The organism is Bacillus litorisediminis, from assembly GCF_022808645.1.
GTDB lineage: Bacteria > Bacillota > Bacilli > Bacillales > JC228 > Bacillus_BF > Bacillus_BF litorisediminis.
The window spans coordinates 22,779-35,021 of the sequence record NZ_JAKZKT010000041.1; the positions used below are offsets into that span (position 1 = coordinate 22,779).

The window sequence follows — 12,243 nt, forward strand, 5'->3', positions numbered from 1 at the left end:
CTGAAGATGACTCATGAACATGGAAATTTATTCATTTTTTGATCCGGAAAGAAAATGAATCTTTGCTTCCTTATCCATTGACTTTGAGTTTTCGGTTCTTTCGCTTTCCGAATGAAACCGAAGAACCGTCCCCATGTTTCATCCAAAAAAAAACATTGGTACTTCAGCAAGTACCAATGTTTTTTTTGGTTTTATCTGTCATTATTTTAAATTAAGGTCGAACCGGTCTGCATTCATGACCTTGACCCAGGCGGATATAAAGTCATGCACGAATTTTTCTTTGTTATCGTCTTGTGCATAGACCTCTGCAATGGCACGCAGTTGTGAATTGGAACCAAAGATTAGATCCACTCTAGTTGCCGTACGCACGACTTCGCCAGTCTTGCGGTCACGCCCTTCATATATGCCGCCCTCTGCAGGCTTCCATTCTACTCCCATGTCAAGCAGGTTTACAAAAAAGTCGTTCGTGAGTGTACCTACACGATCGGTGAATACGCCGTGTTTTGTTCCGCCGTAGTTAGTTCCTAATACACGCATACCGCCAATCAATACAGTCATTTCAGGAGCGGTAAGATTTAATAGTTGTGCTTTGTCTACTAAGAGCTCTTCTGGACTTACACTATACTCTTTCTTCTGATAGTTACGGAAACCGTCTGCAACAGGCTCTAGCACTGCAAAGCTTTCTACATCCGTTTGCTCTAGCGTTGCATCTCCTCGTCCTGGAGCAAAAGGAACCGTTACATCAAAACCTGCGTCTCGGGCAGCTTTTTCAACTGCGGCACTTCCGCCAAGTACAATCAAATCAGCAATGCTGACTTTCTTATCTAGATGTTTTTGAATGTCTTCTAAGACTTGAAGTACTTTTGAAAGCTGTTCAGGCTGATTCACTTCCCAATCCTTCTGTGGAGCAAGTCGAATGCGAGCACCATTAGCGCCGCCACGCATATCCGAACCACGGAAGGTACTGGCTGAAGCCCAAGCTGTTGTAACTAGCTCGCTGATTGTAAGACCAGAGTCTAGGATTAATACCTTTATTTTTTCTATCTCTTCATCTGTTAGTTCATAATCAACAGTTGGTACAGGATCTTGCCAGATAAGCTCTTCTTCAGGAACTTCTGGTCCCAAATATCTTGAACGCGGCCCCATATCACGGTGCAGTAATTTAAACCATGCACGGGCAAATGCATCAGCAAATTCTTCTGGATTCTCATGGAAACGACGGGAAATCTTTTCGTATATAGGATCTTCACGCATTGCCATATCTGCGGTGGTCATGATTGTTGGCACACGAACGGATGGATCCTCTGCATCAGGAGCAAGATGGTTCTCAGCAGGATTTACTGGAGCCCACTGATATGCGCCAGCAGGGCTCTTTGTAAGCTCCCATTCATATCCAAATAGTAAATCAAAGTAACCGCTATCCCACTGTGTCGGATTCGGAGTCCAGGCACCTTCAATCCCGCTAGTAATGGTGTCACGACCTTTACCAGTGCCATGTGTGCTAAGCCAGCCTAATCCTTGCGCTTCTATAGGAGCGGCTTCTGGCTCAGGACCTACAAGTGCAGCATCTCCTGCGCCATGTGCCTTACCAAAAGTATGGCCTCCAGCAACTAATGCCACTGTTTCTTCATCGTTCATTCCCATACGGGCAAAAGTTTCGCGAATATCGCGAGCGCTTGCAAGAGGATCCGGATTCCCATTTGGACCTTCAGGGTTCACATAGATAAGGCCCATCTGAACCGCAGCTAGCGGGTTCTCAAGCTCGCGATCACCTGTGTAACGGTTATCACCTAGCATTTCAGTTTCAGAACCCCAGTAGATATCTTCTTCTGGATGCCAAATGTCTGGGCGTCCGCCTGCAAAACCAAATGTCTTGCCGCCCATTGATTCAATGGCAACATTACCTGCCAGAAGGAGCAAGTCAGCCCAAGAGATCTTATTGCCATACTTTTTCTTGATCGGCCATAGCAACCTGCGTGCTTTATCAAGGTTGCCGTTGTCAGCCCAGCTGTTCAATGGAGCAAAACGCTGTGCGCCAGTTCCACCGCCGCCACGACCGTCACCTGTACGATATGTACCTGCCGCGTGCCAAGCCATGCGAATAAAGAATGGACCATAATGTCCATAGTCAGCCGGCCACCAATCCTGACTGTCTGTCATTAGATTGTGAAGATCCTGTTTAAGAGCATAGTAGTCTAGCTTTTTAAATTCTTCAGCATAATTAAAGTCTTCTCCCATAGGGTTAGATTTTCTGTCATGCTGATGCAAAATATTAAGATTCAGTTGGTTTGGCCACCAGTCCCTATTCGTCGTACCACTTGATTTTTTACTAGTAGCACTGCCATGCATCACCGGACATTTTCCAACGTTTGCTGTTTCTTTCGATTCCACTAATTTTTACGCCTTTCCGTGTAAATTAAGTAGTCTCATAAGCTTACAAACTGGATGATAATAAATCTCTCTGCTGCTATCTATCATTATAATAAAACCATTCATATTATGAAAGAATATTGGGATAACTCTTATTTATTCGAAAAATAATGGCAGTTGACGTTCTGTAAACTAGCCAAAAAATAAAGGCACTTAACACTAATAGTAAGTACCTTTTTTACCTTTATTTTTATTCCGCAACTTCAGTGATCTAACTAAACAAATTTATCTGTCTTTTTAGCCTAAATAACCTGTTTATCGAACGATTTTCCGTAGGACTAGGGCGGAGAAGGATTAAAACGGACAGTCTTTTTAGGCCTGAATTCCAATGAAAAAAGAGGTCTAGAAAATAGACCGCAATAACTGTCCCCATGTTTCCATTGACGAGAGACTCCTCTATACTTTAAACTTCTATTAATTTTAAATAATTAAACTGAAGGGATGATAAAAATGAGTACGGAACAAAACGGTACATCAGCCCTCTCTCTCAAAGAGATGGCAGTGTCTTTTCTGCAGCTGGTGGCCTCAGGTAATATCCGTGAAGCATACCAGCGTTACATAAGCCCTGACTTTCGTCATCATAACCCCTATTTCCGTGGCGATCGAGACTCGCTCATGCAAGCGATGGAAGAGAATCAGATCCAAAGCCCTGACAAAATTCTTGAAGTCAAACAAGCTATCCAAGAGAAAGACACGGTTGTCGTTTATTCGCATATTCGGCAAAACCCAGATGATCTGGGAGCTGCGGTTGTCCATATCTTCCGTTTCCAGGATAACCAAATCGTTGAATTGTGGGATGTAGGTCAGCCTATTCCAGAGGATTCTCCTAACGAGAACGGAATGTTTTAAAACAAAGGGACGGTTCTTTTGTTTCGTTGTTTCACACAACAAATGAAACAGGAGAACTGTCCTTATTTTTCTTTCCCCTGTTACTTACTATTTATGAGATTCCCCGCCATTAATCCGCACTTCTGCTGCATGGATCAATCTAGATTCATCTGACAATAAACATGTAACTCATTAACCAGCTTTTTCTGTTTCCAAAACGTTTCATTTTTTTTCTTAACAATATTCTACTTTGGGTTTTTTCATCGTTTGTGTCCCTTACTTGATATTATTTATTGTTTTCGTGTAAACAATAGTGTATGATGCATAGTATAAAACAAATACTGTATAACATCCAGTAAGAAAAATGAGGTGGGTGAATGATTAATTTATTGAATTCATTAACGACAGAGCTTAGGAGAGGAACGTTGACATTAGCGGTTTTAAGTCAATTACGAACCCCCCAGTACGGATATTCACTTGTTCAGTTATTGGAGGAATCCGGTATTTCCATTGATCAAAGTACCTTATATCCATTACTTCGCCGATTAGAAAAACAGGAATTGGTGTCGAGTAGTTGGGATACATCTGAGAGTAGACCCCGTAAGTACTATGTTTTAAGTGAATACGGGTTAGAGATATTTTTGCAGTTAAAAAAGGAATGGATTAAGAATTCAAAGGAGCTTTATAGCTTATTAAAGGGAGAGGAAGATATTGAATTTAATTGAGGTTTATATTCAGGAGGTTACTCGAAGGCTGCCGGAAAAGAATCGTGAGGATATTGCACTTGAGTTACAGTCAACGATAGAGGATATGCTGCCTGTTGATTACCGTGAGGAAGATGTAAAGACGGTTCTTGAAAAACTAGGGAGTCCAGTCGCATTGGCTAGCGGATACCAAGATCGGCCGATGCACCTTATTGGTCCTCGCTATTTTGATGTATATGTGACGCTGCTAAAAATGATTGTACCGATTGCCACTGTCAGTGCGCTAATCTCGATTATTGCCGAATATTTTATAGGATATGACGGGGAAGAAGCGGTATTGAATGTAATTTTAGATGTCATTGGATTTGGCATATGGAGAATCATTGAAGTGGGGATCCACGTATTCTTTTGGCTCACTCTTGTGGTTGCTATTATAGAAAGAAAAGACAAAGAAAAAGATAAGCAGCCATTAACAGCAAGCCTTAAAAAATGGACTCCTGATGATTTGAAAAATATCGCTTATATTCCAAAGAAAAAAGCGATTTCGAAATTAGAGGTATTCGGAAATTTGATGTGGACCGCGATCTGGGCAACCCTTTATTTTTATGCGAATCAGCTTGTAGGTTTATATGAAGGCGGTGGAGATAGACTTGAATTTGTGATTCCGGCTGTCAACCATGAAGTTTTACTTCGGTATTGGCCAATCGTTGTTATTGTGATCGGTTTTGAAATAGCATTGGCTCTTTATAAATTACTCAAGGGACAATGGACAAAAAGAATGGCAATATATAATACTGCCCTCCAGATTATTGTAACGATTGTGTTCATTGTCATATTAATTGATCCAAATTTAATGAGCCAGGAGTTTATTACGTATATGACGGATTTATTTACTATTACCACGAATCAATTCAAAATGTGGATAGTTGGCGGTGGAATTTTCTTCTTTATGGCAGGTGCTGCCGTCAATGTATATGATGGATTCCGCAAGGCTAGAATTCGTTAATTCGTATTTCCTTCATTAAAAGTAACTGGCGTTTTAAATGAATAAGCATCGGGCTGCATAAGCAGCTTTTTTTATGGATTCCGAAGAAAAAATGTTTCTGCACATAATGGAGGTTTTGTTAAATTAGGTGAATTTCAGTTCTTTTACTTATTAGTTATCGGGGGATTTAGTGAAAGAAGAATTAATTGATTTTAAGATTGAGTCCATATTCCTTGGTTTCGTTTTTCAAAAGAAAAGAACAGATGATCTCTCCCCATGTTTTTTCCGAAAATCTTATGGGCAAACACACAATTCTTCTCCCGTACATACACTATCCAAAAAGCTTGGAGGTATGCCTATGGAGCTAGATAAAGGAACAGATCTTCAGCCCAACCCTTCCCGAAAAAAATGGAACATCTATGAGATTATTGGATTATTGCTTGTAATCGCTTCTCTATCACTCTTATTATTCTCTCCTCATACACTTTCTCAATTGTTCGATACGATGATCAAAGAAGTGAAACCAGTGGTTGTGGATATCTTTTTGACCAGTGAAGTGGGAATTGCCATTATCGTGAGTGTCATTGTCGGAAGGATCTTGGAAAGGCTGGGATTCACGGATGGTTTGATTCGAATCTTTGTTCCGATTATGAAATGGTTCAAAATTAATCCGTCTGTTATTATCCCGAGTGTTTACAATATTCTTGGCGATATCAATGCGGCTGGAAAAATTGCTGGACCTATTTTAGTAAAAGCAAATGCCACAAAGGCTGAGCAAAAAATTGCGGTCGCCACAATGATTCAGTCTCCTCAGTCCTTTGCGACCTTTGTATTGGGACTGATTGCCTTATCAGCTTTTGGAATTACCGCATTCCCGCTTGTCATCCTTTCGATTTTTGCTCCATTAATTATCGTACCGTTTATTCTTTCAAAAATAATTTACCGTGATACACGCAGGGTTGAGTTGGAAGCGCTGCCACATTTCACGCCAAAAACTAGATTCCTAGATACAATTTTTTCATCGGCAAAGGAAGGTGCAGAACTTCTCTTTTTAATCATCATACCAGCAGTTGCCGCCGTATTTTTCTTTATCGGGATGTTCAAGTTTATTGGCATATGGGGTCCAATTGAAACGGGATTATCTTCAGCCCTCTCATTTCTAAGCATAGAGCCAAGTACCGGAATTGTTTCCATTCTTGCCGCCCCAACACTTGCTGTGGCTCAATTAGCAGAACTAGCCTCAAACATCGATCCCCGCTTAATTGTCGGTTCCTTTGTATTGGCGAACTCTGGTCTCCCGCTGTCCGTCATATTCGGTCAGGTTCCGGTTACCTGGGCCCAAAGCTCCGGACTAAACGAAAGGGAAGTCTTAGAAGCAGCGATCATTGGGACAGTACTTCGGGTGATTACTGCATGTATTTTAGGTTATTTTTTAACTCCATTTTTGGTGGGATAGAATATGGATTCGACATATATTGTTCGAGGTAAACGGCTTGTAACGGTTAGTAAGAAAGGAACGATACATGACGGGGCAATGGCCATTGAAAATGGGAAAATCAAGGCAATTGGTCTTTGGAAAAATATGAAACATCAATACCCTGATTTTTTGGTGATGGATTATTCAAATCACGTGATTACACCATCTTTAGTAGACTGTCATACTCATTTACTTGAATTTGCTCCGACCTCATTGTACCCCGTCACTCCCGAAACCCATTTTCATGCCGGAAGAGCGATATTGCTTAAGGCTTTATCAGCAGGTATAACAGCTATTGGTGAACAGGTATGCGGGCATCCTTTATGTGATTTTTCCATGGAGGATTACAGGAGAATGTCGGCGGATTTTCCGATGGATATAAGCTTTGCGGCTGCAAGTATTTCGATAGGCTTTGAGAAATTAGCGCATTTCGCTTCAGTAACAAAGTCTCAATCCTTGAGAAAAGAAGATTTAGTCAATCCCCAAATCGTACGGAGCATCGCAATGGAAAGTGATTATCCAGGCGAAAACATTTTTATTAATGCAACGCCTGCCAACTTTACAATCAATGAAGTGCCTCGCGCAGGTGAAATCATATACTCACTGGATGAGTTAAAACAAATCACTGATATTTATCATCATCTGGGAAAACAGATCGGAGCTCATGTGGCAGGTAAAGAAGGGATCAAACTAGCTTTAGAGGCTCAAATTGATGTATGTCATCATGTTCATGGAATTACGGAGGAATTGATGAATACAGCAGCAGAACAAGGGACGAAAGTTGTAGCAACCCCAATGGGAGGTACGCATCTTCCACCAAATGCACCTGAAGAAATTTTAAGTCTAGTAAAAAAGGGAATTCCCGTTTCCATCGCAACAGATGCCTATTTACCACCGTACATGGGTACTGGTTGGCTCCCTTTTACCGACCCATCGCTAAAAGGACCGGACGTTTTAATGCTCATTGCATCTCCTAGTATGGTGCTCATGAAGCATAATGGTTTTGATGAAAACGACATTTTGGCTTTAATTACGGCAAACCCTGCAGAACTGATGGGTAAAGGACAGCAGTATGGGCGGCTGCAGCCAGGAATGGATGCTAGTTTCATAGTAAGCACTGGTGTCCCTGGGTTAGAGATTACAGATGTGAAGGATATTAAGTCTGTTTATTATAAAGGGGTAAAGGTTATTGAGCGTGGCAATAATGAACATTGATAGCTGATAAGACAAGGGGACGGTTCTCTTGTTTCATTTGTTATGCGAAGCGAGAGTTACCGGATATGCTCGTTAATAGAGAATATTGGTTAAATTTCTCTAGATTCTTCAGCTGTTTCTGTGCAGAAATCAGCTTTTTTTAGGTTGAAATTAAGATTCAGTAATGTTAGCTGTCCCCTCATAAAGGATAAACCTAGAGGAATAGGATAGTAGTAATTGATTGTGAACATTTATCTATCCTTAGCTAGCTGTGGTATCAGAAAGGAGAAATAACAATGTCCATTTATAGAACTCCGTTAACAACTGATCAAATGCTGTCGACCATCAGAAATGGACTTGGAATTTCACAGATCCAAAAAAAAATCATTATTGTCGGCGCAGGTATGTCAGGATTAGTTGCTGCATCCCTGCTAAAGGATGCGGGACACGATATTACTATTTTAGAAGCAACCCATAGGGTTGGAGGTCGTGTTTTTACCAAACGGGAACCATTTATGGACAATTTATATCTTGATATGGGTGCCATGCGTATTCCTCATAATCATTATTTAGTGTTGGAATACATTAAAAAATTCGGCCTGCGTATTAATCCTTTTTTGAATACCACTCCAAACGATCTCATTTATGCCAACGGAATTAAAACAAACCGAACGGTATATCTGCGGAACCCTGATATACTGAAGTACCCGGTAGAACCTCATGAAAAAGGTAAGTCTGCCGAAGAGTTACTTTTATTAGCAATCAAGCCGGTAGCTGATTTTATCAATCAAAATCCCATTCAAAATTGGCCTATAGTCGTTAGGGAATTTGATAAATATTCAATGAGCTTTTTTTTAAAGCACAATCCTGTAGGGCCAAGTCTATCACCCGGTGCGATTGAGAGCATTAAGGTTCTTGTGGGTCTAGAGGGATTTCCAGAACTCTCTTTTCCCGCTATCCTTAGAGAGCTGTTGCCTCTATTTAGCCCAGACATAAAATTTTACGAAATCGAGGGTGGTAATGACCGACTTCCCAATGCTTTCCTTCCGCAATTAAAGGAAAACCTTCACTTTGGATACCAAATGACAAGAATTGAGCAACACAATAATCAAGTCACCATTTATTCCAGACACATCCAAAACCAACGGCCTTTAACAGTTACTGGTGACCTTGCTATTATAACGATTCCTTTTTCATTACTGCCATTTGTAGAAATTGTACCGCGAGATTCTTTTTCCCATCATAAGTGGAAAGCTATACGAGAGCTTCACTATGTATCTTCTACAAAAATCGGACTGCAATTTAAAAACCGATTTTGGGAAAGAGAAGGAGTCAGGGGCGGTAAAATGATGACGGATTTACCAATCCGATTTGCTTACTATCCTAGCCATTTAATAGGTTCAACCGGTTCAGGAATCATTTTGGCCAGTTATACGTGGGAAGATGATACGTTGTCATGGGATAATTTGTCAGAAGAAGACCGTATTCGAAATGCACTAGATAACTTGAAAACCGTCCATGGTAAACAAGTAGAAGAAACGTTTTTAACAGGAGCTTCCCAGGTTTGGTCACAATATCCGTTTTCTGGCGGGGCATTCTCCATGTTCAAACCCGGGCAGGAAACAGAATTATTTCCTTACATCTCTACTCCTGAAGGAAGGGTCCATTTTGCTGGCGAGCATACATCCACTACTCCTGCTTGGATTGAGGGTGCCATCCAATCAGGCATAAGGGTTGCCCACGAAGTAACCAACCTTCCGAGAACTTTTTTTAGTAGATACTAGATATCGCTTCACTCTTGTAAAATCTCCTCTTTATTACGTCTAAAAGCGATCTAAGGAAGAAAGTATAAAAAATCACCTTTTCGCTCAATTGAAGCTCAAAAAATTTAGGTAATGAAAGAGTAAGTTTTTAATATTAAGACAAACCCAGCGGAACTGATAGGTAAAGGTCAGCAGTATTGGCGCCTGCAGCAAGGCATGAATGCCAGTTTTATAGAAAGTAAGGGTGTTCCTGGGTTTAAGATCAAGCATGTAAAGGATATTAATGAGTTTATTATAAAGGGGTAAAGGTTATTGAGCGTGTTAATAGTTAAGACATACACAGGGACGGTTCGCGTTATTCCTTCGTTGTTCGAAACGAAAGAAGCAGATGAACCGTCCCCATGTTTTTTGAAATAATATTACCGTACTGTTCTCATTGACCTTTGGTTCTAGAAACAAACAATAATCACGAATCTATTTCTTCACTGGTGCTTTCCATTTTTGATTACGGTACAAGAATATTTTTAATTAACTATTTGAATTCATACCTAATTCCTTTGCCATCTGAATATCTACTTGAATTAATCGACAACCTTTTTCCCTCCCCATGTTTACTTACTTCCAACCAATTGATTACTAACACCACGAATACCGCCTAGTAATGCTGTATTAACAATGGCAACTTTGTTTCTTTCCAAAAGATTATAACTCTTGGTCCTTTTATGTTATAGCCTTACAAGCACTTTTGCTAAACGATAGTGCATCTCACGTACACTTGGAACTTCTCCTAAAAATCTTTTAACATTTAATCATTTTTAAGAAACAAATTCTATTAATGTTCTGTTAAAATATAAGAACATACGTTCCTCTTATGGTTGTTTTTTCTCTTTCTATTTCTCTTTAACTACTATGGAGGTGTTTAAAATTGAAAAGATACACAAGCTTAGATGAATATAAAAATGATAATTCTGAGTTTCTGTCACAACCTATTGTAAAAAGTTTCTTTGAAGGTGAACCCGAAAATATAACTCTACTTGAGTCTGCTTTTGTTGATGGTAATGAAGAAGCCAAAAAACAATTAGATAACCGATTTGTAGAACACTTTTTTTTATATAGGTTAATGAAATACATTGCTACGCTAGCACAGCAATTTTCTAACGAATATGATCAGAAATGCCGTGAACAAAAGGAGCGCTATCAGTTATTAATTGATAAACCAAGTGAAAATGAAGATGATGTTTACCCAATAATTGATTATCTTAGTTATAAACAACAAACATCAAAGGATGATGTCTTTAATACCGACCATACCCTGCTTGATTTAGCAGAAGATGAAACCCTTTACAATTCTCTAAAGAAATTAACAAACAAGGAACGAAAAGTTCTTGAATTCATTTTTATCTACCAGTTAAAGCAAGTTGAAATATCAGATTTGTTTGGAGATACTCCTCAAAACATTGGAAAAATAAAAAAAAGAGCACTAAAAAAGATAAAAGAATCATATAGAAAAGAGGTTAGTAAGAATGTTAATAAACAAGCATATCGACAAAAAGGAAATATTAACTAAAGCTTTAATATTGATGAATCCTAAGATAAAAAAATCGTTATTAAATGCTGATAAAAGTGTTAGAGAGGACTTAGAACAGGAGATAAAGTTAAAAGTAACTGACGCAGTTCTAAATGAAAAAATTAAATTCCCTCCAACATATAGTGATTATCATGATGAATTTAATAGAAAAAATCGTACTGCGAGCTAATAGTCATGCCAATTTTTTCATGATTCAATTATAAATAAGGAGGTTTTTTAGATGGAAGTACCACAAGTGATATCCATACTCGGTAATTTTGGATTTCCTGTTATGATTGCTATCTATCTTTTAGTGCGATTTGAGAAAAGAATAGAGGGATTAACTGAAGCTATCACTAAATTGCAGCAGATAATGAATAATAAATTTTAGAACAAAGAATGTCACTGGAGATTTCATATCATGTTTCATTATCTCAAATACCCCCCCTATAATTATAGAATTATAGGGGTTTGTAACAACTTTAGAGGAAATCTGGAACACTTAGTATTTTCGCAACCTCTTAGTTCACTTCGAGGATTTTGATAAACTTTGAATTAGTTTGATGATTAAGTTCAATTTTGTGGTCTCTGTCACTGAGTGAAAGAGAAACAAAAAGATCTTAGCCTTTTCATCTATTTTATTTTCCAAATACTGATTTTAAAAAGCGAAATAAACAAAGAGTACACCAACGATTAACGTTATAAGCGAAGCAATATATTCTTTCGATCCCTTTCGATACTTCCAATCTATAAATGACTGGAAGCCGATTATAGCTATTATAAAAAGAATAAAAAACCACTTGATTGCTTCAATATTAATAAAAATGACGATAATAACTCCAAGTGCTGCAAGTATAATCCTTCCCCATCTTTCTATGTACTTACCGTCTTCTGAAATTTCCACTTTTTTAGTTCCAACAATCATTATACGTAATGCTAAATATGTAAGAGCAATTATTAGACCTATTAATCCAAAATTATCCACTGTAATACCTCCTTATAATTTCAGGGGCTTATAATATTTCTTATAGCTTACTTTTGTCTATAAGTCTCTTGGATTAATCTATTCAAACTGTATTGAAAAACTATTTGGATGTAATTAGAGATTCATTTTTAATAGTGTTAAAAAAGTTTTCGATATTAGTTGTTTTATTTCTCTATTTTCCTCTGTATTTTGCAATAAAAAAGTGCAGAAAAATGCAATGAAAAATGCAGAGTTTTGCCACCCAATTTAAACCTATTTAATGGGATTTTGATAAAGCGTTAGTAAGTCTATAGCTTTCACCTGAAAATGT

General features: G+C 38.6%; 10 protein-coding genes. 8 read left to right on the plus strand and 2 right to left on the minus strand.

Going from position 1 to position 12,243, the window contains the following annotated elements:
- Positions 1-201 precede the first annotated feature (201 nt).
- On the minus strand, positions 202-2,391 hold the full coding sequence (gene katG, locus MLE14_RS17510; RefSeq protein WP_313897776.1) for a catalase/peroxidase HPI: 2,190 nt from the start codon (positions 2,389-2,391) through the stop codon (positions 202-204).
- A gap of 489 nt (positions 2,392-2,880) precedes the next feature.
- Between katG and MLE14_RS17515 the strand changes: the two genes are divergently transcribed.
- The 8 genes from MLE14_RS17515 (at position 2,881) to MLE14_RS17550 (ending at position 11,339) form a co-directional block, all read left to right on the plus strand.
- Complete coding sequence (locus tag MLE14_RS17515) at positions 2,881-3,279, plus strand: nuclear transport factor 2 family protein (RefSeq protein ID WP_243299703.1); 399 nt, start codon at positions 2,881-2,883, stop codon at positions 3,277-3,279.
- Positions 3,280-3,635: 356 nt separating this feature from the next.
- Positions 3,636-3,983 carry a PadR family transcriptional regulator gene (locus tag MLE14_RS17520; protein WP_243299704.1) on the plus strand — a complete coding sequence of 116 codons (348 nt, stop codon included), beginning with the start codon at positions 3,636-3,638 and terminating at the stop codon, positions 3,981-3,983.
- The gene (locus MLE14_RS17525; protein WP_243299705.1) at positions 3,970-4,968 is read left to right on the plus strand and encodes an HAAS signaling domain-containing protein; all 999 of its coding nucleotides are present in this window, start codon (positions 3,970-3,972) and stop codon (positions 4,966-4,968) included. Before MLE14_RS17520 ends, MLE14_RS17525 begins: the two co-directional genes overlap by 14 nt.
- Before the next feature lie 337 nt (positions 4,969-5,305).
- Positions 5,306-6,403: a hypothetical protein gene (locus MLE14_RS17530; protein ID WP_243299706.1), complete on the plus strand. Its 1,098-nt coding sequence runs from the start codon at positions 5,306-5,308 to the stop codon at positions 6,401-6,403.
- 3 nt (positions 6,404-6,406) lie between these two features.
- Positions 6,407-7,639, plus strand: a complete 1,233-nt coding sequence (locus MLE14_RS17535; RefSeq protein WP_243299707.1) for an amidohydrolase family protein — start codon at positions 6,407-6,409, stop codon at positions 7,637-7,639.
- 275 nt (positions 7,640-7,914) lie between these two features.
- On the plus strand, positions 7,915-9,402 hold the full coding sequence (locus MLE14_RS17540) for a flavin monoamine oxidase family protein (RefSeq protein ID WP_243299708.1): 1,488 nt from the start codon (positions 7,915-7,917) through the stop codon (positions 9,400-9,402).
- A gap of 904 nt (positions 9,403-10,306) precedes the next feature.
- Positions 10,307-10,948: a sigma factor-like helix-turn-helix DNA-binding protein gene (locus tag MLE14_RS17545; protein WP_243299709.1), complete on the plus strand. Its 642-nt coding sequence runs from the start codon at positions 10,307-10,309 to the stop codon at positions 10,946-10,948.
- 241 nt (positions 10,949-11,189) lie between these two features.
- Positions 11,190-11,339, plus strand: a complete 150-nt coding sequence (locus tag MLE14_RS17550; RefSeq protein ID WP_243299710.1) for a YvrJ family protein — start codon at positions 11,190-11,192, stop codon at positions 11,337-11,339.
- Positions 11,340-11,606: 267 nt separating this feature from the next.
- Here MLE14_RS17550 and MLE14_RS17555 read toward each other — a convergent pair whose 3' ends face one another.
- Positions 11,607-11,933, minus strand: coding sequence for a DUF4181 domain-containing protein (locus MLE14_RS17555; RefSeq protein ID WP_243299713.1), 327 nt, complete (start codon positions 11,931-11,933; stop codon positions 11,607-11,609).
- Between the last annotated feature and the right edge of the window lie 310 nt (positions 11,934-12,243).